Origin of the sequence: Halococcus salsus (assembly GCF_009900715.1) — an archaeon.
GTDB lineage: Archaea > Halobacteriota > Halobacteria > Halobacteriales > Halococcaceae > Halococcus > Halococcus salsus.
In genome coordinates this window covers 1,177,973-1,198,008 of record NZ_JAAAJC010000001.1, presented here as the reverse complement: position 1 = coordinate 1,198,008, position 20,036 = coordinate 1,177,973, and the positions used below count along the sequence as shown (strand labels likewise).

Genomic DNA, 20,036 nt, shown 5'->3' with positions numbered 1-20,036 from the left:
TGTGACCTCCGCCCGCTTTCGTCAGCCGGAGTCGTTGTCCGAATCGCTGGCGTTCGAATCGGCGTCGGTGTCGCTGTCGTCGCTCTCGTCCGAACCGTCGCCGCCATCCGAAGCCGTCTCGGTATCGCTGTCCGAATCGTCGTCCGACTCGTTGCCGCCGTCCGAGTCGACGTCGGTGTCCGTGTCGTCGCTCTCGTTCGAATCCGTCCCGTTGTCGGCGTCGTCGTCGCTATCCGATTCGTTGTCGGAATCCGAGTCAGTACCCTCGTCGCTCCCGTTCGAACCCATATCGGTGTCCGAATCGGAGTCGTCGGAATCGGTCCCCGAATCGGCATCGCTCTCGCTCCCCGACCCGGCAGCCGTGTCGCTGTCGCCGTCGTCGCCCTCGGTACCGCCGCTTCCGCCGCTTCCGCCGCCGCTACTGTTGTTCCCGCCGTCGCCGCTGCTACAGCCCGCGAGGAGCCCGGCCGATAGCGCTCCGGCTGTGATCAGATATTTTCGTCGGCGCATGACGCTCCGTCGTTCGTCGCCGTCCCGTAAAAGCTCGCTCATCAGTGACGTCGTTCGGGGGAGACGCGTCTCACAGCGTTCGATCGAGCGCAACGGTGAGGATCAACAGGAACAACCCGAAGAACATCATCCAGACCCCCAGTCGGGACGGGAGCTGGAAGACCAACCGCCGCATGAGCCCCAGTATCAGCCCGAGGGCGATACAGAGCGCCGCCAGACGCTCCATACCGGACAGAACGTGCTCCGAGCTCACACCGAGGTTCACGCTATCCCGCCCCGCCGACGAACGGTTTCGAACGATCGGGCCATCGTGGGTGGATAATGGATGTCGGTATAAATCCTCGCCGGCCGTTCGGACCGCTTCAGAACTCCCGGAGTCGGACTTCGGTGTCGTCGATGGCGTCCACGTGTTCGCCTTCGAGCTCCTGAATTGCGCTGTCGTCCCACCCGAGACTCGTCGTGATCGCGTCGACGACGCGCTCCTCACCGGTCTTCTTCACGTAGCCGTTGCCGTCCCGAACGGCCGTGATCTCGCCGATGACGTTCCCCTCCCGGTCGACGACTCGTTCCCCTCGTCGCTCGCCTCGAAATCCATGCCGGGCCGTTCGCGATCGGCGGACAAGTAGTTGCGTCTCGCGGAAGCCCGCGCCCCGATCCGCGGCCGTTCCTACCCATTTGGGACGGTTCCCGTCAGCGCTCCTGGTCGGTCGGTCGAACCAGCATCTCGTTGATGCTGACGTGCTGGGGCTGGGTCACGGCGTAGGCGACCGCTCGGGCGATGTCCTCGCTCTGGAGCGGCGTCATCGAATCGAACAGGCCCTCCTCCATTTGCTCTTTGACCTCCTCGTCGGGGATGTGCTCTGGAAGCTCGGTCTCGACCGCACCGGGTTCGACTATCGTGGTGCGGATCCCCTCCCCCGTGACCTCCTGGCGGAGTGCCTCGGTGAAGCCGTTGACACCGAACTTCGTCGCGTTGTAGCCCGAGGAGTTCGCGTTGGCCTGTCGACCGGCCGTCGAGGAGACGTTGACGATGTGGCCGCTCCCCTGGTCCTGCATCACCGGCAGGACGGCGTGAGTGAGGTTCATCAACCCGAGGAGGTTGACCTCGACCATCTGCCGGAAGTTCTCGCGGTCGGCGCGTTCGACGGGTTCGAGGAGCATCACGCCGGCGTTGTTCACGAGGACGTCGATCGTCCCGAAGGTGTCGAGCGTGGTGTCGACGAGCGCGTCGAGGTCGGCCTCGTTCGTGACGTCGGTGGGGACGGCGAGCGCGCGGCCGCCGTCGGCTTCGATCGCCTCGGCGAGCGATTCGAGTTCGTCCTCGCGGCGCGCGGCGAGCACGACGTTCGCGCCGTGGTCGGCGAGCGCACTGGCCGTCGCTTCGCCGATCCCCGAGGACGCACCGGTGACGATCGCCGTCGAACCGTCTATCTGGTCGGTATCGAGTGCCATCGCGCTTTCTTGTCGAGCCGGTCGGAAAAGGGTGTCTGCGGCCGTCTGAAGCCGATCATCGTTGATTCACGACTTCGGTCGGCGTGGGCCGACCGCTCATCGGTGAACCCGGATGGGGACCGAACCCGTCGATCCGGTCGAGAGGAACGTCGTCAGGATGCTGGCGGCTTCTACACGGCATATTCGGCGTTTGGTCATCGAAGTCGGCCGGTCGCCCCGTCACCGATGAGCGACCGGACCCGTTCGGTGTACGCGACGAACGCCTCGTCGGTTCGGGAGCGTGGCCGCGGGAGGTCGATGTCAACCGCCTCCACCACCCGGCCGGGATCGGCACCCATGACGAGGACCCGGTCGCCGAGGACGACGGCCTCGTCGACCTCGTGGGTCACGAACAGCGTCGTCTTCTCGGTCGCCCGCCAGATGTCGAGGAGTTCGTTCTGGAGCCGCTCGCGGGTCCGCGCGTCGACGCTCCCGAACGGTTCGTCCAGCAGGAGGATTCCGGGGTCGACGGCGAGCGCGCGGGCGACGGCGACCCGCTGTTTCATGCCGCCGCTCAGCTCCTTCGGGTAGGCGTCGGCGAACCCGTCGAGCCCGACGAGGTCGAGCATCTCGTAACACCGGTCGTCACAGGCCTCCCGCGCCATCCCCTGGCGTTCGAGCCCGAAACAGACGTTCTCCTGAACGGTGAGCCACGGGAACAGACCGTACTCCTGAAACACCATCCCACGGTCGGTTCCCGGGCCGTCGATCCGCTCGCCGTCGATCACGACCGCCCCGTTTATCGAGGGTTCGAGCCCCGCGATCGCCCGGAGGAGCGTCGTCTTTCCACACCCCGAGGGGCCGACGAGACAGACGAACTCGCCGGTCCCGACGCTGAAGCGGACGTCGTCGAGGGCTTGAATCGACTGACGATCGGACTCGTAACGCTTGCTCACCCCGTCGACGAGGATCGCCGGCGTTTCGTCGGCCTCGTCCCCGTCGTCGGCACGTTCGGCGGCGGTCGTGCGGTCGTCGGTCCGTTCGGATGGCTCGCCGTCGCTCACTCGCGCCACGCGAGCACCCGCCGTTCGAAACCGCGGAACGCCCCGTCCATCACGAGATAGACGAGGCTTATCACCAGCATGTACGCGACGCTGGTGTCCATCGCGAGATTGTTCGAGGCGTTGAGTATCTCGTAGCCGACCCCGGGAGCCCCGAAGAGCTCCGCGCCGACGACGATCATCAGACACCGGCCGATGCTCGTCCGGAAGCTCGTCAGGATCTGCGGGGCGGCGCTCGGCAGAACGACGTGACGGATCATCTCGAGGTCCGCCCGCACCCCGAGGCTCGACGCGACCTCCGTGAGCCGCCCCGGCGTGTCCTCGACGCCGCTGTACGCCCCGTAGAAGTTGAGCCAGAACGCGCCGATGAAGACGATGAACGCCGCCCCGGCGTGCCCGATCCCGAACCACACGATCGCGAAGACGACCCACGCCAGCGGCGGGATCGGTCGGAGGAGCCGCACGACCGGGGTCAGCGCGTCGTCGAGCCGCCCGCTCCAGCCGAGGGCGGTCCCGAGCGCGATACCGGACGAAGCGCCGACGAGCAGCCCCGGAACGTAGTGGAGCAGGGTCTGGGCGAGCTTCACCACCATGCGCGACGTCTGAACTTCGGCACCGACCAGCGGAACGGTGAACCGCGCGCTCATCGTGAACTGTTCGACGAAGGCGCTCGCCGCCGCCGCCGGTCCGGGGAGGAGGTACGCCGGCTCGATCAGCGACGACGCGACCCACCAGAGCACGAGAAATCCCCCCGTCCCGAGGGTCCCTCTCACGATCCGACCCGGGTTCAGGTCGGGAAACAACCCGTCTTCCGTAGCCGAGTCGGCGTCGCTGGTTTCGACGCTCATCGCTTCGAGACGGCGTCGTAGACGCTGAAATCGAACAGCTGTTTCGGCGACACCACCGACTCCGTGTTCCCGATCTCCTCGACGAGTCGAGCCATCGTCTTGGATTGGGTTCGTACCTCGTGGGGATCCGAGAGGAAGTCGGACGCCTGCGAGTCGATCGCCTTCCGTGCCAGGTCGGTACTGACACCGGAACCGATGACCGCCGCGGCGTCCTCGGCCGCCTTCTTCGGGTTTTTCCGGACGAATTTCGTCGCCTTGCTGTGCTGCTCGACGAACCCTTCGGCGATATCCCTCGGAACGCTGTTCTGGACGAACGTCACCGTGACCGGGTGGCCCGGCAGGATATCGCCCGACCAGGCGACCTCCCCGAAGCCCTGCTCGTTCTCGATCACCGTCGCGAACGGCTCCTGGATCATCGTCGCGTCGACCCCGCCGCTCCCCATCGTCTGTGGGGCCTTCGCCGGGGAGACCGTCACCTTGTCCACGACCGATTCTAGCTCCCCGAGACCGAGGTCCCGTTCGATCCAGTATCGGAGGGCGATGTCGGGAACGCTGCCGTCGGGCGGGACCCCGAACGTCACCTTCCGACCCTCCCGCTTTTCGAACGCCGAGAACGCGTCACCATGCTGGTCCGCGTACAAGTCGCCGAAGGCGTTCGTCGCCATCACCCGGAAACCGTTTCGGCTGTTCGCCGCCAGGACGTCGGCCTGTTTGCCCTTGTCCGTGAGCACCATCGCCGGCGTGACACCGAACAGCGCGACGTCGACCTCGTCGCTCGCGAACGCCTTGACCACGCTCGGACCGTCGGAGAAGCGCTTGGCCGTCACCTCGGTATCGAGGGCGTCGTAATAGCCCTCCTCCTGCATGATGTAGTGCTGCATGTTCGGGTAGATCGGCACGTAGGCGACCGTGAGTTCCCCGCCGCTGCTGCTCCCACCGCCGGCACTGCTGTTCTCCACCTCGTTGTTGGTGCCGTTGGCACTGTCGTTGCCGCTCGGACTACTCTGACCGACGCAGCCGGACAGCCCCATCACGGAGACGGCGGCCGCCCCGCTCGCCGTGAGAACCCGTCGCCGAGTGCGTTCGTGCATCGTATGTTGTTATCTATATTCTCTGTCTTAATAAGAGATGCTATCTTGTAGTGGAGTTTTGATAATCAAGGTGCGGGAATTGGTGTGGCAACTATGCGCTCGTTGCAAGCCCCGATCCGCGTCGAGGACAACCCGTTCTGAACACTGACACACGCCGCGTTCGTTCAGCGACAGTCGGGAACCCGGCAGGACGCTGCTCGATGGGAGGGCGACGGGTCGCGGTCGTCCCGTAGCTACTCCTGGACAGCCGAACGACTCTCGCCCTCGATCTCCTCGCGGTAGCGTCGTTCCTGTTCGTCGAGGACCGCCTGACGGCGTTGCTTGGCGTCGTCGGTCATCATCTTCTCGGACCACTCGAAGCCACCGTCCGTTTCGAGCGACACCGACTCTACATCGCGAAGCGCGCCAACGCGTTCCCTGGTCTCCTTGATGAAGTACGGACCCATGTGACACGCAGGCGTCGTGAGTCGCATCCCGATACGGGCGTGCCCGTCGGAGACCTCGATCGATTTGACGAGACCCATCTCGACGATGTCGAGGTTGGACCCCGTCGCCGCGCTGCACGGGTCCACGATCCCCCGAAGCGCGTCGCGGACGGTCGCCGTTGGTGTCATGATGCCACCTCGAAGTCCGTCGTCGACCACGGCTCGGCCACCGTCCCTCCGGTGCTGGACTCGCCGCGCGCTGCTCGGTCTTTCAGTTCGTCGAGGTCGAAGTCGTGTGCCGCCGCGAAGTTCTCCCCGAGGATCTTCCGTTTGTCGTCCTCCGTTATGGTGAAGCTCCCGGAGAAGCTCTCCATCTCGGGGAAGTCGAACGCCCAGAACCGCTCCAAGAGGAGCTGGGGATGGAAGTGTGGTGCGCCGGTTCCCCAGAGGATCTTGTCGACCGCGTGTTTCCCGCCGGCGTAGAGGAGGTCCTGAAACGTCTCGGTGAACGTTTTCGGTGTCGTCACGGCCTCCGCGAGGGTGAGTTCGAGGTTGACGTAGACGTTCGGGTGGCGGGCGATCTGCCAGCCGGTCTCCCGAGCGAACGTCAATCCGCCGTGAACGATCTCGAAGTTGAGCTCGGGGAAGCAGTTGGCAGCTTCCTCGACGTCGCCGACCTTGTAGGAGTCCATCGGGGCAGCGCCGAACGGGAGGGCCTTGTGGACGGCGACGACGTCGAGGTCGAGGTCGCTCGCGCGTTCCCAGAGCGGGAACGCGGTCTCGGGGTCGTCCATCTTGAACGGGTGGTGAGTCCCGTCTTCCTCCCAGTAGGAGGGATACACCTTCACGCCGTGGGGGTCGAACTCGTCGACCTGGCGCGTCAGTTCCGCCTCGGGGTCGTCCGTCCCGACAGCGTCGATACTGGCGAGGGCCGCGCCACGGTGCGGGTTGCGTTCCTGGTAGGCGATCGCTTTGTCGAGCGCGGTGAGGCCGTCGTGGAACGCCGCTATGGACTGTGGGTGGATGACGCTGAAATCCGTCTGACTCTCGCGGAAGAGTGCGTTTTCGGTGTTCTCGATGGCCCAGTCACTGAGAAAGGTCTCCTCCGTACGTGCGTAGCCTTCCGGCATCGCGTTCTCCAACCCGACACCGATCTGTACGACCTGTGCTGCGTATTCGGGCACCCGATAGTTCGCCTCGGTCTGGTTGTACGCGTGACACACCGCATCGGCGACGAAAACGTCGTCAAGTGATGTCATATCACGACCGATGGCAGTATTCCTCATTAATGTTCGGGCAACTATACCGAGTCGAGATTGAAAGCCTGCCACGCAACTCGGCAGCCGCTCCTCGAATCGCCGACGAATGCCTACAACGCGCTCGATATCGAGGCGATCGGCCCGATCGAGCTTCCGTACTTCCCGGTGGCAAATTTGTATAACAGCATGTGATTTACGAGTTCGAGACGAGACACGACTCGCTTCGCAGCTCGTCAAAGTAATTGATAGATGTTCGATATGTATCGTTCGCGAACCCGGCCACCCCAGTCGTGAGTGTAGGTGTCGATGACGTCGCTCGCGACGTCGCCACGGAGGTACTTCACGATGCCACGGTCGCCGGTGCGGTCACGGAGATGTGTCGTGAAGAAATGTCGGAAGTAGTGGGGCGTGACGTTCTCACTCGCCCCGCCACCCGTTCGGTACCAGCCGTTCTCTCGGGCGTGATCCCGGACGATCCGGCCCACCATCGCAGGTGTGAGGCGTTCACCCCACTTGCGGCCGGTGTTGAGGAACAGCGGTTCGGCGGGTGAGACCGCGTCGGGGCGGATGGCGAGCCAGCGCCGGAGGATCGACCGGAGCTCCTCGTCGACCGGGACCACGGTCGCCCGCTTTCGTTTGTTCGAGGCGCTCCGTTCCTCGCCGTTGACGACAGCCCCCTTCGAGACGTCGCTCCTGACGTGGAGCGCGTTCTCGCGGTCGCGGAGCGCTCCACCACCGAGGGGGAACCGAGCGGCGAGTTCGTCGTCGGCCACCGTGAGATCCCGTAGATCGAGGTTACAGAGCTCACCGACGCGTATTCCAGTCTTCAGGAGCGCCACCACGACGGCCCGGTCGAGTGGATGGTGGATATCGGCGACGAACGCCCGCATCGCGGATACCGATATATCCCGTCGGTGGGGGTTCTTGTCGATCGTCTCGTCCATTCCCTCGACCACGAGCGCCATCGGGTTAGCCTCGAAGGCACCGACACGGGCCATGTAGGTGTAGAAACGGTGGAGATACGTCGCGTAGGTCGCCACCGTACTCTGAGCCAGGTCCGTTCGCAACGAGTGCACCCAGGCCATACACTCGTGTTCGCCGGCCTCGGCGAGCACCTTCCCCGAATCGCCGAGAAATCGCTTGAATCGACGGAGGACGCGTTCGTACGCCGCACGGGTGCGTTCGGACCGACCCTGGTATTCGAGGTTCTGGAGGAAGTACGCGACCGGGTCGTCCGGCGAGACCGTCTCAGTCGACATCCGTCCCGGTCACGGCGTAGCCACCCCGACGGCCGTTGTACTGGATCCGACCCTCGCGCTGGAGACGCTGAAGGGCGGTTTCGAGCCGGTCTTCGAGGTCCTCGGTGAGCGAGCCGACGATCTCCTCCCACGAATGGGGCTCCTCGTCCAGAACATCGAGGAGCCGTGTTTCGAGGTCGTCGACCCCCGGGGTCGCACCGTCAGAACCGGGTTCCCCGGATTCGGTATCGAGGTCGAACCCGTGACGCCCGGCTTGGACCATCGACCTGACGAACTCGCTCTGGCTCATCCCCAGGTCGTCGGCGTGCGCCCGCCACTCCTCTTGCTGATACGACGGCACCTGCGTTCTGACCGTCGTCCGTTCGGTGTCGGCCATCGATCGATCTCTCGTACGCCATCGGCATCAATCTTCGGCACTCACACAGGATAAGGTCTCTTATTTTCACAGCGCGTTTCCGACTATCCCTTCTAAGTCATGCGATTTTCGCGCGCCCTTGCAGGCCAGTTCGACCAGACCTGCAAGATTAGCCTTGCAGCCTTGCAGGATAGAACTCGGAAATCGAGTTCGTTTCGGCAGCGTGGTCACTCCCCGCTGAGTCTCGACCGATATAAACCCTCGGAACGACTGGAGCGATCCAGCGTGTGGCCAGTGGGCTCCTCGGAGCGGCCCAGAAACTCGACTGCATGCGAGGGCTCGCGTGCGGACCACTACGAACCACGCGAGGGTGACATCCCGCGTGTTTAGTCCCCCGCGAACCAGGTCGGAACATGGCTTCGGACGGCACTACGATCGGTATCTGGATCGGCGCGGACGACGACGTGCTTCGGGAGTTCGACGAGACGCTCGGCTGCGGGCCCAACCACGCTGGCTCGCGCTCGGAGGCGATCAAGGAAGCGATGCGTCTCGCCATCGCCGTCGAGGAGACCGTCGCGGAGTTCCCGTACGATATCGACGGCGCGCCGCTTCGCCACCAAGTCCAGCAGGCTCTCATCGAGCAGGACCGGCGGGAGGCGAGGGACGAGTGACCGCTCGTCGTCTCTCGACGTCTCGAACCCTCATCTCGGTTTAGCTTCTAGGTCCCCCCTTAGAGGACGATGTGTACGCGTTCGCTCGAACAGCCGTCATACGGCAGGTAGAGCGCTTTTCGGAGCAGAGACGGGTCGAGCATCACAGCGGGCCATCGGGTATTTCGATGCGATTGAGTCGGAGGGAACTGCTCTGCGACATCCGGATCGTGGCCCAGCGGAAGAAACGGCATGAAACCCCGTTCTGTAGGGCATGGAAAGACGCGACGTGCTTTCTTACACCGAAAACGCGAAGCGTTTCGAGGATAGGAATACGGCGTCGTGAGCTCGGACCGTGGCCTTTGTAACCGCCTGAGTCGCGCCATATCGGCACTCTGCGGGCACATCTCACGGCATCAGACGTGGTATGGCTACGCACGTACACAGAACGATCGAACGAACTCCGACACCTCCTGCACGCGGTGAATATCACCTTCTGGAGGTCGGCGAACGGTGTGGGGAAGCACCACCGAACCGGGTCGATGTCGAATCACGGCATGCTGGCCCCGGTGGTCGAAAGACCGCTCGTCCCTCGTGATGGCCCGAACGAGGGGATATCGGGCATTCAGCATCCCTGGCGGTTGTCCACAACCCAAGCTCTGAAATCGCTCAACCAGCGCTGCGGTCGTCAGTCGCCGTGAAGCCGCGAGAAACCGTCGAATCACCCCAAAGCGAGGATGAGGGGACCGTACGGTCGCGCGATACACCACTTCTGCTTGGTACTTCCTCGACCACTCCGACCGAATATATCGGGTCCTACTATACGAACTAGACCCGTTCGCGGTGGTTGTTCGCTACGGAACCCGTGAGGCTTCGTTGTCCCGTCCGAACCACTTTCGATCCCCTCAGACGATTTTCCGCAGATTAGCAGATCAATTGTAATTAATTTTATATATTCTCGTCTACATCCCTGTCGGGCCTGCGACGTATGAACTGCATGTTGCGATACACAATCTGCCCTCGTCTCGCCGAATACGTTCACTCGAAGAGAACCCGAGATCGGTCGGTTCAGGAGGTCGGTCGGTCGACGGCGGTCTCGATGACCCGGCGGGTTCGGTCGATGAGTGCGTCTACCTGTTCGCTCTCGGCGTAGATCCTGACCTTCGGTTCGGTACCACTCTGGCGCACCAGTACCCAGCCGTCGTCGCGCTCGATGCGGACCCCGTGTTCGGTCGCGACTTCGCCGTCGGGGAACTCGTCCGAGAGGGTCGTCGCGAGCTGCTCCATCACCGGTTCCTTCCGGTCGTCGGGACAGTCGAGACTCACCTTTCGGTAGGGGAGTTCCCGAACGGGTTCACGAAGCGCATCGAGACCGCTCTCGGCGACTAACCGTGCCAGGACCGCGGCGCTCGCCACGCCGTCTATCCAGGGGCCGTGTTCGGGGTGGACGTGTTTCCAGGGCTCGGCCGCGAACACCACGCGCGTGTCGTCCGTCCCCGCCGCGTATGCCGCCGTGACCCCCTCGTGGAGCGCCCCCAGACGCACCCGTTCGACCCGCCCACCCGCCGCGGTGACGCGGTCGTCGATCCGGGAGGAGGCGTTCGGCGTCGTCACCACGACCGGGTCTGCGGCGTCGCTCGCACGGGTGTACCGTTCGGCGAGCACAGCGACGATCGTGTCCTCGTGGACGATCTCACCAGTCGAATCGAGGACGACGATCCGGTCGGCGTCGCCGTCGTGGGCGAACCCGAGGTCGGCATCCCCGTCCGCGAGGAACGCCCGAACGTCCCCGAGGGTGGCGGGTGTGGGTTTCGACCCACGAGCGGGGAACGACCCGTCGACGTTCGCGTTCAGCGCCGTGACGTCCGCACCGAGTTCGTCGAGTACCTGCGGGGTCGCCCGGCCCGCCATTCCGTTGCCACAGTCGACGACGACGGTGAGGCCGTCGAGCGCCGCGCCGTACTCCTCCGCGTAGTCCGTGACCGCCTCGCGGTACGCCCCGAGCGGGTGCAGTCGCTCCGCGGTTCCCCACTCGTTCCATGCCACCGGGTCGGGGTCTTCCTCTACTCGGCTCTCGATGCGGGCCTCGGCGTCGTCGTCGTACTCCTGACCGTCGTGAAAGAACTTCAGACCGTTGTCGGCTGGTGGGTTGTGGCTCGCGGTGACCATCACGCCGCGTCGCCCCCGTGAGGCGAACGCGAGCGCCGGCGTCGGAAGCACGCCTGCACGGCGCACGGCCACACCGGCGCTTTCGAGTCCCGCTTCGAGGGCGGCGGCGAGCCCGGACCCCGTCTCGCGACCGTCACGTGCGACGACGAACGTCGGGTCCACGCCGTCGGTCGCGCGGGCGTCGAGCCCCGCCGCCCGGCCGACCGCGAGCGCGAGTTCGGGCGTCACCCGAGATATTGCCGGACCGCGGATACCCGCGGTACCGAAGAGTGTCATACCCAGTCTCGGGTCGCGGGGCTACTTAGTCTGGGAGGATAGCGGCCGAACTCAGAGCTCGACGCCACCGGGAATGAGGCTGTGCTGGCGAACGAGGTTGCCCTCGTGGTTGTAGACGAGGAAGGTGGACTTCTCGTGTGCGAGGAGTTCGTCGTTCTCGAAACGAACCACGAGCCGGTAGCGGCCGTCGCCGTCGGCGGCGCGCTCGCCGTAGGCTCGGGCGGCCCGGATGAATTCGAGCACGCCGTCGGCGGTCGCGTTGAGTTCGAGCACGAAGTCGCCCGTGATACGGTTGGTGACCGAGAGCACGCCGTCGCCCGCGGGCCCGTCGGCGTGAAATCGGTAGTTGACGTCGGTCTCGCTCGCCTCGACGAGGCCCTCGTCGGCCCCCGCGAGGCTGGTCTCGAGCACCTCGCGCGGACCGTCGAACGCGATGACGATCGTGGGTTTTCGAGGCTCGTCCTCGGTCGACACCCAATCGGTGTTGCTGACGTGGAGGTCGAAGTACTCGCGCCTCATTCGGGTCTGTCCACGCTACGGCCCCCGACGTGATGAACGTAACGCCGGCGGGCATCACCACTGACACCCCGCGAACGCCGCCACGCTCGGATGAGGCTGCCGAAAGACCTAGACCTCACGCCAGCCGATCCACGATGGTCTCGTCGTCGACCACGAGGTTGTAGGCGTCCTCGTCGTCGTTCCAGAGCACGAGGACGTTCTCGAACGCGAGGAGGTCGCCGTAGCCGGCCGTCGTCAGCGCGCGGTTCAGCCCGGTCTCGCGGGTCACCACCGCGTAGTGGTCGGCGGACTCGCTGCCGTCGCTGACTTTGAACAGCGGGTTCCCCTCGGAGAGCGAGTGGCTGAGTTTCGCCGCCACGAGGTCGACGCGGTTCGAGACGTGCTCCTCGCTCTCGGCCATCTTCGCTGTTCTGTCGGGATTGGGGGTGAACTCGGTCCTTCGTGGTCCCTCTCGTCGGAGGACCGTGTGGGAGAACTGGACGTCGACGTTGACGAACGCCTCGGGGTCGTCGTCCGGGTCCTCGACGGCCTCGGCCAGCCGCTGCTGGAATCCGGGTACGGCGAAGTCGGGTTTCACGTCGAACGACCAACCCCGATCCGTGGGCGCGTGGCCCGGCCAGAGCCGAACGGCGGGGCCGTAGCACGTCGCGGGGCCCGAATCACACAGCGTGCGCTCGACCTGTCGAAGCCCGATCGAGGTCTCGCGGTCGGCGGGAGCGATCCCGACCAGCGAACCGGCGGGAGCGAGGGCGTCGAAGTACCGCCGAGCGACTCCCGCTGGATCGTCGAGTTCGCTGAGGGAGTTCGCGAACAGGATCAGGTCGTACTCGCCCTCGGGTTCGAAGTCCTCGGCGGTGGTGCGGTGGATCGTCGGGTGGACGTTTCGCCCGGTGGCTTCGAGCAGCGAATCGAGAATTTCGGTTGCTGCACTCGGCTCGATCGCGTGGTACTCACAGAGCGCGTCGTCGGGGAGCAGGTCGGCGAGGCCGAGCGCCGGGCCGCCGACGCCGGCACCGACGTCGAGCACCCGGAGGTGATGAGAGAGCAGTCCATCGCGCGCGAGGTCGGCGAGGACGTACTGCGCGACGGCGTAGTAGTCCGCGAGGTGGTAGATGGCGTACGCCAGCGCGGTGTCGCGGTCGTACTCGACCGTCTGCCCCGCGAAGTAGGACTCCTTGAACCGGCGGATCCGGTCGCGGAGCCCGTCTCCCGATTCGCCGTCGGGCCAGCCCGGTCCGTAGGCTTCGACCAGTAGGTTCTCGAGGTCGCGGGCGTGTTCGTCGGGGAACGCCGACACGTCGTCGAACTCGACCGCGATCGGGTCGTCGGCGACCGGAACGAACGTGCCGTCCGCCCGTTCGACGAGCCCGAGGTCGGGGGCTTCGTCGCGGAGCGTCTCCCGAACCACCGCGGGGTGAGGTCGGCCGTCGACGTACTCGAAGATCTCCTCGGGGTCGATCGGTCGGACCTCCCGGAGGTACTTCGCGTTCGCCCGGACCTGCTCACGCTGGTCGGCGCTCATCGCTCGCCCACCGAATCGCGTGCCTCGCGGTAGAGCCCCTCGAACTCCTCGGGATCCGCGGCGGCGATGCGTTCGGCCGCGGCGGCGATCTCCTCCGTGCCGTCGAAGGCCGCCTGGATCTCGGCGTAGACCCCCGGCGAGCCCGAGAGCATCTGGTCGGCGAGCTCGGAGAGCGGCCCGGAGACCGGCGTGTGAAAGCGGTCCGGGACGTCGTCGGCGGCGAGCGCGTAGGCCAACAGCGCGGCGTGGGTGCGGGCCTGTACCGTGGTCATCGCGTGGTCGTGTTCGTCGGGAGTCGTCTCGAAGGGGTCGTTCTCCCGTTCGAGTGCTTCGCGGACCGCGTCGGTCACCGGGCCCGTCGCGTCGCCGACGACGGCGATCCGGCCGGGGGCGTTCACCGGGGCGAACAGCGGGTGGAGGCTCAGCCGCTCGTGGTCGGGTGCGTGGGTTCGCATGGCTTCGACCGGGGTCGTCATCGTGCCGGTGACGTCGAGCATCGCGCGGTCGGCCCGCGGCGCGAACGTCGCGACCGCGCTTTCGACCGCCGAGATCGGCACCGCGAGGCAGACCCCATCGAAGCGCTCGGTGGTGTCGAGCGCGACCGTACGACCCCCGACCGCGTCGGCGGCGGCGGCGGCCACGTCGGGGTCGGTGTCGGCGAAGGCGATTTCGATGCCCGCCGACCCGACGACGTCGGCGAACCACCGTCCCATCGCGCCCGCGCCAACGACGAGGAGGTTCATTGGCGACGGTTCCGCCGCGGCGGCAAAAAACCGTTCGAGTGCGGTCGCGACGATACTGGTCTCCGGGTTCTCATTCTTGTCCTTTGGTGACGGCGATGTACCAGCGACGACCGCGGATAACCCGTTGCAAACGAGGGACCGCACCGCTCCCGCGCGCCAGCCGCCGACCACCCACCTCGACACCGCTCCCGTCCGACAGTATTTCACCACGGGGGCTGTCTTGCGGTTATGGACCGCTACGACCTCCTCTACGAGCTCTACGACGAGTTCGACGCCGACGCGCTTCGGGACCACCAGCGCTTCGTCGACGTCTTCCCGCCGGTGGACTCGCGGGTCGCGCTCGAACACTACCAGACGATCGACGCCGAACTCACGGACCGAAAGGACGAGATCCGGGACGCCTTCGAGGCCGGCGAGACCCTCGCCGACGTCGCCGCCCACGCCACCCGCGAGGAGGCGTTCACCGCGCTCGACCTCTGTACCAAACACGGCCGTCGGGTGAACGCCCTCGTGCTCGACGTCGACGAGACCCTCCGTTCGGCGGGGAGCACGGACAACGAGATCCCCAGGGAGACCCTCCACTACCTCACCGAGTTTCACGAGGCGGGCGTCCCGATCGTGATCTGCACGGGACAGACCCTGGAGAACGTCAAGGGGTTCACGATCCAGGGTCTCGGCAGCGAACTCGTCCACTCGGGGACCGTGAGCATCGTCTACGAGGCCGGCACCGGCGCGTTCACGCCCGGCCACGGCCCGCGGACGAAGGAACTCCTCTATGAGGACTTGGACGAGGAGATACAGGACGTCTTCTACCGGATCCGCTCGCGGGTGCTCCCCGACGCACCCGAGGCGATCCGGCAGGGCTGTCACCTCCAGGGCAACGAGTTCAACGTCACCCTCAAGCCGAACGCCGAGGTCGGCAGCGACCCAGCGGCCGAGGTCATCGACACCGCACTGTGTCACCTCCTCGACCTCCTCGGCGAGACCGTCGCCGACCGTACCGATACCACGGCGGACCGAGCCGGAACCGACTGGGCCCGCGGGTTCTACGCCGATGCGGACCCCGAGATCCAGGGCGTGCTCGAAGCTCGCGACGGGCTCCCCGACCTCAACATTCAAGAGATCCCATCGGCGGTCACGGACACCTTCGAGCGCATCGACGTCGCCTACTACGAGGCCGACGCCGCCGAGATCGGGAGTCTCGAACTCAACAAGGTCGTCGGCGTCGAGGCTGCCTTCGAGGTGCTCGGTATCGACGAGGCCTTCCCGCTGGTGATGGGCGATTCGAAGTCCGACCTCCGGGTGATGGAGTGGGTCGGGGACGCCGGCCTCGCCGCCGCCCCCGAACACGCCTCCCGCGCGGTGCTCGATTACGTCATCCGGACCGACGAACTCGTCTTCGACCGTGGAAACGCAGCCGAGGTGCTCCGGATCGTCTACGCGCTCAACCGGCTGGCGACGATCCGGTGAAGCGAATTAGCCGCTGACCGCGCGGCCGTGGGTCATCGACGGGATCTCACACTGGTTGTGGATGTCCTGAACCACGACCGCGAGACTGAGTTCGTCGGCCGAGCGCGCGTCGGCGAGCTCCGTCACGCGCTCCATGCACGACCGCAGCGCGGCGAGCGCCGCGCGTTGGGTCGACACCCGACCGATGGACCGCTGGCTCACCGACTCGCCCGCCCGGATCCGACACGACAGGTCCCACCCGCGCGACGGCTCGAACGGCAGCCGGTCGGCGTCGCTGGTTCGCGCCGCGATGACCTCGAACTCGTCCGCGCACCGACCGAGAACGAGCTCGTCCGCGCACGCTCGCTTGCAGATCCAGCCGCTCGGAAGCTGCAAGTCCTCGGGAAGGGGATTCATGATTTGTCTCCATTTATTCGAACACTCGCCGACTCCTTTCCGGTTGAGCCTGCAACTGCCGGTCAGCTATGACGAACCCAATCCATAATCCCACGTAGATTGTGGCGAAAATTGCCGTTCTAGGCCTTGTTTCAGGAGAATTCGATGTCCTCGGTGAACCGGTCGACGACGAGCACGAGTACGCCACCGAGAACGGCCACGACCAGGATCGTCCCGATCACCGTCGGACCGGGGTTCGAGGTGTGGTCGAGGATATCGGTCACCGGAAGGCGAAGCGCGCCGACCATCAGGCTCACGAGGAACGTGAGGGTCGCGGCACGGTAGTTCGCCAGCGCCCATCGGATGGCGTACGAGATCGAGAACAGCCCGACCAGCGCGCCGACCCCGAACGCGACGATGACGATCCCGGGTTCGACCAACCCGGCGACCGACCCTCCCGAGAGCAAACCTGCGAGACGGTTCGTGAACGTCGTGAGGGTGTTGCTCAGGTACTCGTACTGGCCGAGAACGTAGAGGAAGAACGCCCCAGAGATCCCGGGGAGGATCATCCCGGCGATGGCGATCCCGCCCGCGAAGAGGACGATCGTCGGCGAGTTCGGGAGCGAACTCCCGACCTCGGGACCGGAGACGACGAACGCCAGCGCGAACCCGAACACCGCGACCGCGACGCGGCGCGGCGTATCGAGCGAGACGTACTCGTAGAGGACGACCGCCGAAGCGGCGATCAACCCGAAGAACAGGGCGGCGACGTAGGCCGGATACGTCTCGAAGGCGTACGCCATGAGCCGTGCGACGGTCACGAGCGCCGTCGCGATACCCAGCCCCAGCGCCATCAGGAACGGGATGTCCATCTCGACCAGCGCGTCGCGGAAGGCGGCGCGGCCGGTCCGGCGGTGGAGTCGCGGGAGGTAGCGGAGCGCCCGCGGGTCGAGGGCGGTGATCGCGGCGATGAGCCGCTCGTAGATCCCCGTGATGAGCGCGATCGTCCCGCCGGAGACGCCCGGCACCGCGTCCGCCGCACCCATGAAGATGCCCTTGAGGTAGACGACGACCAGCGCCCGCATGGAGCTCCGACGGCTCATCGTACCACGCTCCCAGCGGGCCCCTCAGCGACGGGGGCGCGTTTCGAGCTGGCCGAGGCGTTCGTCGTTGCGTTCGAGGCGTTCGCATCCGACGCCGACCCCTGCTGGAGGTCGACGGTCACCGGGCCGTCGGTCCGGCCGATCACCGCGCCCTCGGGGACGTCGACGGTCGTGCTCGGGCCGGTGTCGTTCGCGCCCGTCGTCTCGAACGTGTACGGGCCCGTCGCCCGGATCGAGACGTTTGTCGCGCCCTGCTCCGGGCCCCACTGGTCGTAGCCCGTCGTGGAGTACGGCAGGGTCATCGTGAACGAGCCGTCGGCCGAGGTGTTCGCCCGCTGGGTGTAGGTGAACGTGTCGTCGAGCACCGGTGAGGGGGGCATCTGTAGCTCGACGCTGGCCTCGACGGTGCTGTTCGGCGGTCCCTGGCCCTCGACGGTCGCCCCGTCGACCCGCTCGAAGGTCTTGACCCAGCTCTGCGGGGTGGCGTAGAGCTCGTTCGGGCTCAGTCCCGTCGATTGGTTCTGATTGATCAGGGACTGGTAGAACGACTGCGAGCTCAGGAGACCGCTCGTCTCCGTCGCGTTGACCAGCCGGTAGTGCTGGAGCGCGGGGACGTACTCCTCGGAGTACTTCCCGACGCCACCGATCTGGGCGGTGCTGTCGTTTCTGACGTAGGCGCGTGCGTCGCTCATGGTGTCGAACTCCCGGATCGTGGGATGGTTGCCGCTCGTGACCCTGGCCTGCACGCCGCTGGAGGTCGCCTGCGTCGTGTCGTAGTCGATCACGACCGGTTCGGGCTCGATCGCCGAGCCGTGGAAGCCGTAGAGCCGGGTCCGCATCGTCTCGTAGTGGCGCTGGTTGTACCCGACGAACTGGCTCCCCGAGGTCTGGTTCGCGACCACGAACACGTCGTCGGCGAGCGAGATCGGGCCGTCGTTGTACCAGGTGTACGGTACGGTGTACAGCGCACCGCCGGCGACGTCACCCATCCGCCAGTCGATCATCACGTACCGGTCGCCTTCCCCTTCGGGCGTGCTCGCGATCTGGTTGGCGCGGGACTCGTTCGGCGCGAGCAGGAAGTTCGCGGCCTCGTGGGCGTTCTGCTGGAACGGGTTCGCCACCGGGATCCGATGGCCGAGCACGGTGATCCAGTGGCCGTAGTCCCACCACGACATGACCCCGTAGGAGCCGTCCGGATACTCGAAGTCGTCCGTGCGGTCGTAGCGCTCGTAGTAGCCCATCTCGTTGTCCGCACCGCCGTAGGTGCCCTCGGCGGGCGTGCTGGTGTTGAGCCACTCCAGCGCCCCGTCCCAGCCCTGGACGGTCGATCCGGGGGTCGAGCCCTGGTCGGCGTAGCTCCCGGCGGTGGTCACCGTGCCCGCACTCCCGCCGACCGCGAGCGGTGCGGTGATGAACAGCACCACCACGACCACGGTGAGGACCTGACGGAGGCGGAGGCTTCGGAGGGTCGCGCGGGTGTCGGTCTCACCGAAGTAGTCGACGACCCAGCCGACGAGGTACGCGTTCAGCACCGCGACCGGCGTCACGAGGTAGTAATCGAACCGCGACTGGGTGAGGGTCGCGGCGAGCATGAAGCCGGTCCAGAGCAGCACGAACCCGGCCGCCGTTCGGTGTTTCAGTCGGCCACGCGCGAGGGCGAACAGCATCAACACCGCCCCCACCGCACCCCCGACGAGCGCGAACGCGTAGGAGTTGAAGAGGAAGCCGACGGCCTGACTCACCGCCTGACCGAACGGAGCGCCCGTGCTGTACGGCGGCTGTGCCTCGCCGACGGTGAGGGCGGTCGCGTTCGACCCCAGCCCGATCGTACGGACGATCTGATTCACGAAGAAACCGAGCAGGTCCGGGAGGGCGACCGCCATCACGACCACGACGGCGACGAACAGCCCGAGGATCGTGCCGGGGTAGGCGTAGCTGGGATAGTCGCTCCGTTCGACGACGCGCGCGAGCCACGCGAGGAAGACACAGCCGACGGCACCGACGAGCGCGAGCAGGGGTTGGAGCAGCGAGAAGCTCGACGCGCTGACCTCGGTGGTGTCGAACGTCGCGAGCAGCAGTACCCCGGCGACGCCGAGCGAGACCGCGCCCACTATCGCGAGGTGTTCGGGGCTCTCGTCCCGGAGGAACTGGAGGGGGAGCGCCACGAGCAGGAAGACGCCGAAGACCCCAACGAGGAGCACGCCGGGTGGCCAGGACCAGACGTAGAGCGTGAAGCCGAGCCCGGCGAGCGCCGCCCAGCCGACAGGCTTTCGGAGGTTCGAGACGTCGCGCTCGACGAACTGTTCGTAGATCGGCTTCTCGCGCTCGCCGACCACGATGGCGACGACGAGGAGCGCGACCGCGAGGACCTGGAAGAACACCTCGGCGGCGTGGTGGTCGGAGAAGCCGGCGATCGAACGCGAGAGGAAGGAACCGGGCGAGAACGCGAGCACCGCGACGCCGACCAGTCCGCCGAGCCGCCCGCCGAACCGCTTGCCGAGGAAGTAAGCGGGGATCGCCACCAGCGTTCCCAGCACCGCCGGCGCGAACAGCAACGTGAGCGCGGTGGTCTGGGCCGATGGACTGCCGCCGCCGACGACCAGCGCCGCCGTGGCGACGAGCTGGTCGTAGAGGGTGCCGAACTGGCCGACCGTCGCGCCCTCGGGGAAACCGGTCCAGGGGTCCATCGGCATCGTGCTGGGCCAGTTTCGGACGGTGTACTGGACCTGCCGGAGGTGGTACCAGGCGTCGTTGCCGCTGAAGTAGACCTGGCCCTCGACGATGAAGTTCCGCCAGTTGCGGACCCGTATCCAGAGCATGAACGCGACGAGGAGGAGGAGAACCGGGACGTGATACCACGACGCGACCGCGTCGAGAACCGGGTCGGGAACCGAATCGGCGAGACGTTCCCGGCGTTGGCTCATTGTCCATCCCAGCAAGAAGACGCGCATAAAGCTTGTGAAACGCCCG

At 66.1% G+C, this 20,036-nt stretch carries 20 protein-coding genes; 2 read left to right on the top strand and 18 right to left on the bottom strand.

Annotation, left to right across the window (positions count from 1 at the left end; all coding sequences use genetic code 11):
* Nucleotides 1-21: 21 nt before the first annotated feature.
* From GT355_RS06225 to GT355_RS06175, 11 genes are all read right to left on the bottom strand, one after another.
* Nucleotides 22-552 (bottom strand): hypothetical protein, encoded by a 531-nt coding sequence (locus tag GT355_RS06225; protein WP_240145731.1) that lies wholly within the window; start codon nucleotides 550-552, stop codon nucleotides 22-24.
* A gap of 28 nt (nucleotides 553-580) precedes the next feature.
* A complete protein-coding gene (locus GT355_RS06220; RefSeq protein WP_160133803.1) occupies nucleotides 581-736 on the bottom strand; it encodes a hypothetical protein in 156 nt (51 codons plus the stop codon).
* Between the two features lie 136 nt (nucleotides 737-872).
* The gene (locus tag GT355_RS18210; RefSeq protein WP_240145730.1) at nucleotides 873-1,010 is read right to left on the bottom strand and encodes a hypothetical protein; all 138 of its coding nucleotides are present in this window, start codon (nucleotides 1,008-1,010) and stop codon (nucleotides 873-875) included.
* Nucleotides 1,011-1,200: 190 nt separating this feature from the next.
* Complete coding sequence (locus GT355_RS06210; RefSeq protein ID WP_160133802.1) at nucleotides 1,201-1,962, bottom strand: SDR family oxidoreductase; 762 nt, start codon at nucleotides 1,960-1,962, stop codon at nucleotides 1,201-1,203.
* A 194-nt stretch (nucleotides 1,963-2,156) separates the two neighbouring features.
* Nucleotides 2,157-3,014, bottom strand: coding sequence for an ABC transporter ATP-binding protein (locus GT355_RS06205; RefSeq protein WP_160133801.1), 858 nt, complete (start codon nucleotides 3,012-3,014; stop codon nucleotides 2,157-2,159).
* A complete protein-coding gene (locus tag GT355_RS06200) occupies nucleotides 3,002-3,850 on the bottom strand; it encodes an ABC transporter permease (RefSeq protein ID WP_160133800.1) in 849 nt (282 codons plus the stop codon). Before GT355_RS06200 ends, GT355_RS06205 begins: the two co-directional genes overlap by 13 nt.
* Nucleotides 3,847-4,941: an ABC transporter substrate-binding protein gene (locus tag GT355_RS06195; protein WP_160133799.1), complete on the bottom strand. Its 1,095-nt coding sequence runs from the start codon at nucleotides 4,939-4,941 to the stop codon at nucleotides 3,847-3,849. Before GT355_RS06195 ends, GT355_RS06200 begins: the two co-directional genes overlap by 4 nt.
* Nucleotides 4,942-5,174: 233 nt before the next feature.
* The gene (locus GT355_RS06190) at nucleotides 5,175-5,555 is read right to left on the bottom strand and encodes a metal-sulfur cluster assembly factor (RefSeq protein WP_240145729.1); all 381 of its coding nucleotides are present in this window, start codon (nucleotides 5,553-5,555) and stop codon (nucleotides 5,175-5,177) included.
* Nucleotides 5,552-6,625, bottom strand: coding sequence for an amidohydrolase family protein (locus GT355_RS06185; protein WP_160133797.1), 1,074 nt, complete (start codon nucleotides 6,623-6,625; stop codon nucleotides 5,552-5,554). The genes GT355_RS06190 and GT355_RS06185 overlap by 4 nt, the downstream gene beginning before the upstream one ends.
* A gap of 233 nt (nucleotides 6,626-6,858) precedes the next feature.
* Nucleotides 6,859-7,884 carry a tyrosine-type recombinase/integrase gene (locus tag GT355_RS06180; RefSeq protein ID WP_160133796.1) on the bottom strand — a complete coding sequence of 342 codons (1,026 nt, stop codon included), beginning with the start codon at nucleotides 7,882-7,884 and terminating at the stop codon, nucleotides 6,859-6,861.
* Entirely contained in the window at nucleotides 7,874-8,260 is a 387-nt protein-coding gene (locus tag GT355_RS06175) for a DUF5805 domain-containing protein (protein ID WP_160133795.1), read from the bottom strand. Before GT355_RS06175 ends, GT355_RS06180 begins: the two co-directional genes overlap by 11 nt.
* Nucleotides 8,261-8,652: 392 nt before the next feature.
* On the opposite strand from GT355_RS06175, the gene GT355_RS06170 reads away from it, so the two are divergent.
* Nucleotides 8,653-8,910, top strand: a complete 258-nt coding sequence (locus tag GT355_RS06170; RefSeq protein ID WP_160133794.1) for a hypothetical protein — start codon at nucleotides 8,653-8,655, stop codon at nucleotides 8,908-8,910.
* 1,047 nt (nucleotides 8,911-9,957) lie between these two features.
* On the opposite strand, the gene GT355_RS06165 is transcribed toward GT355_RS06170, so the two are convergent.
* The 4 genes from GT355_RS06165 to GT355_RS06150 all read right to left on the bottom strand — a co-directional run bounded on the left by GT355_RS06165 (nucleotide 9,958) and on the right by GT355_RS06150 (nucleotide 14,118).
* Complete coding sequence (locus GT355_RS06165) at nucleotides 9,958-11,334, bottom strand: phosphohexomutase domain-containing protein (RefSeq protein ID WP_160133793.1); 1,377 nt, start codon at nucleotides 11,332-11,334, stop codon at nucleotides 9,958-9,960.
* Between the two features lie 51 nt (nucleotides 11,335-11,385).
* Entirely contained in the window at nucleotides 11,386-11,853 is a 468-nt protein-coding gene (locus GT355_RS06160) for a DUF5793 family protein (RefSeq protein WP_160133792.1), read from the bottom strand.
* Nucleotides 11,854-11,968: 115 nt separating this feature from the next.
* Nucleotides 11,969-13,375: a small ribosomal subunit Rsm22 family protein gene (locus GT355_RS06155; protein ID WP_160133791.1), complete on the bottom strand. Its 1,407-nt coding sequence runs from the start codon at nucleotides 13,373-13,375 to the stop codon at nucleotides 11,969-11,971.
* On the bottom strand, nucleotides 13,372-14,118 hold the full coding sequence (locus GT355_RS06150; protein ID WP_160133790.1) for a prephenate dehydrogenase/arogenate dehydrogenase family protein: 747 nt from the start codon (nucleotides 14,116-14,118) through the stop codon (nucleotides 13,372-13,374). Before GT355_RS06150 ends, GT355_RS06155 begins: the two co-directional genes overlap by 4 nt.
* A gap of 228 nt (nucleotides 14,119-14,346) precedes the next feature.
* On the opposite strand from GT355_RS06150, the gene GT355_RS06145 reads away from it, so the two are divergent.
* Nucleotides 14,347-15,588, top strand: coding sequence for an HAD family hydrolase (locus GT355_RS06145; RefSeq protein ID WP_160133789.1), 1,242 nt, complete (start codon nucleotides 14,347-14,349; stop codon nucleotides 15,586-15,588).
* Between the two features lie 6 nt (nucleotides 15,589-15,594).
* Here GT355_RS06145 and GT355_RS06140 read toward each other — a convergent pair whose 3' ends face one another.
* From GT355_RS06140 to GT355_RS06130, 3 genes are all read right to left on the bottom strand, one after another.
* The gene (locus GT355_RS06140; RefSeq protein ID WP_160133788.1) at nucleotides 15,595-15,984 is read right to left on the bottom strand and encodes a hypothetical protein; all 390 of its coding nucleotides are present in this window, start codon (nucleotides 15,982-15,984) and stop codon (nucleotides 15,595-15,597) included.
* A 131-nt stretch (nucleotides 15,985-16,115) separates the two neighbouring features.
* Entirely contained in the window at nucleotides 16,116-17,066 is a 951-nt protein-coding gene (locus GT355_RS06135; RefSeq protein ID WP_160133787.1) for a DUF368 domain-containing protein, read from the bottom strand.
* On the bottom strand, nucleotides 17,063-19,990 hold the full coding sequence (locus GT355_RS06130) for an oligosaccharyl transferase, archaeosortase A system-associated (RefSeq protein ID WP_160133786.1): 2,928 nt from the start codon (nucleotides 19,988-19,990) through the stop codon (nucleotides 17,063-17,065). The genes GT355_RS06135 and GT355_RS06130 overlap by 4 nt, the downstream gene beginning before the upstream one ends.
* Nucleotides 19,991-20,036: the final 46 nt, after the last annotated feature.

What these genes read in the sequence shown, in the direction of transcription:
- GT355_RS06225 (WP_240145731.1), bottom strand. Translation starts at nt 552, where the DNA reads ATGAGCGAGCTTTTACGGGACGGCGACGAACGACGGAGCGTCATGCGC.
- GT355_RS06220 (WP_160133803.1), bottom strand. Translation starts at nt 736, where the DNA reads ATGGAGCGTCTGGCGGCGCTCTGTATCGCCCTCGGGCTGATACTGGGG.
- GT355_RS06210 (WP_160133802.1), bottom strand. Translation starts at nt 1,962, where the DNA reads ATGGCACTCGATACCGACCAGATAGACGGTTCGACGGCGATCGTCACC.
- GT355_RS06200 (WP_160133800.1), bottom strand. Translation starts at nt 3,850, where the DNA reads ATGAGCGTCGAAACCAGCGACGCCGACTCGGCTACGGAAGACGGGTTG.
- GT355_RS06195 (WP_160133799.1), bottom strand. Translation starts at nt 4,941, where the DNA reads ATGCACGAACGCACTCGGCGACGGGTTCTCACGGCGAGCGGGGCGGCC.
- GT355_RS06190 (WP_240145729.1), bottom strand. Translation starts at nt 5,555, where the DNA reads ATGACACCAACGGCGACCGTCCGCGACGCGCTTCGGGGGATCGTGGAC.
- GT355_RS06185 (WP_160133797.1), bottom strand. Translation starts at nt 6,625, where the DNA reads ATGACATCACTTGACGACGTTTTCGTCGCCGATGCGGTGTGTCACGCG.
- GT355_RS06180 (WP_160133796.1), bottom strand. Translation starts at nt 7,884, where the DNA reads ATGTCGACTGAGACGGTCTCGCCGGACGACCCGGTCGCGTACTTCCTC.
- GT355_RS06175 (WP_160133795.1), bottom strand. Translation starts at nt 8,260, where the DNA reads ATGGCCGACACCGAACGGACGACGGTCAGAACGCAGGTGCCGTCGTAT.
- GT355_RS06170 (WP_160133794.1), top strand. Translation starts at nt 8,653, where the DNA reads ATGGCTTCGGACGGCACTACGATCGGTATCTGGATCGGCGCGGACGAC.
- GT355_RS06165 (WP_160133793.1), bottom strand. Translation starts at nt 11,334, where the DNA reads ATGACACTCTTCGGTACCGCGGGTATCCGCGGTCCGGCAATATCTCGG.
- GT355_RS06160 (WP_160133792.1), bottom strand. Translation starts at nt 11,853, where the DNA reads ATGAGGCGCGAGTACTTCGACCTCCACGTCAGCAACACCGATTGGGTG.
- GT355_RS06155 (WP_160133791.1), bottom strand. Translation starts at nt 13,375, where the DNA reads ATGAGCGCCGACCAGCGTGAGCAGGTCCGGGCGAACGCGAAGTACCTC.
- GT355_RS06150 (WP_160133790.1), bottom strand. Translation starts at nt 14,118, where the DNA reads ATGAACCTCCTCGTCGTTGGCGCGGGCGCGATGGGACGGTGGTTCGCC.
- GT355_RS06145 (WP_160133789.1), top strand. Translation starts at nt 14,347, where the DNA reads ATGGACCGCTACGACCTCCTCTACGAGCTCTACGACGAGTTCGACGCC.
- GT355_RS06140 (WP_160133788.1), bottom strand. Translation starts at nt 15,984, where the DNA reads ATGAATCCCCTTCCCGAGGACTTGCAGCTTCCGAGCGGCTGGATCTGC.
- GT355_RS06135 (WP_160133787.1), bottom strand. Translation starts at nt 17,066, where the DNA reads ATGAGCCGTCGGAGCTCCATGCGGGCGCTGGTCGTCGTCTACCTCAAG.
- GT355_RS06130 (WP_160133786.1), bottom strand. Translation starts at nt 19,990, where the DNA reads ATGAGCCAACGCCGGGAACGTCTCGCCGATTCGGTTCCCGACCCGGTT.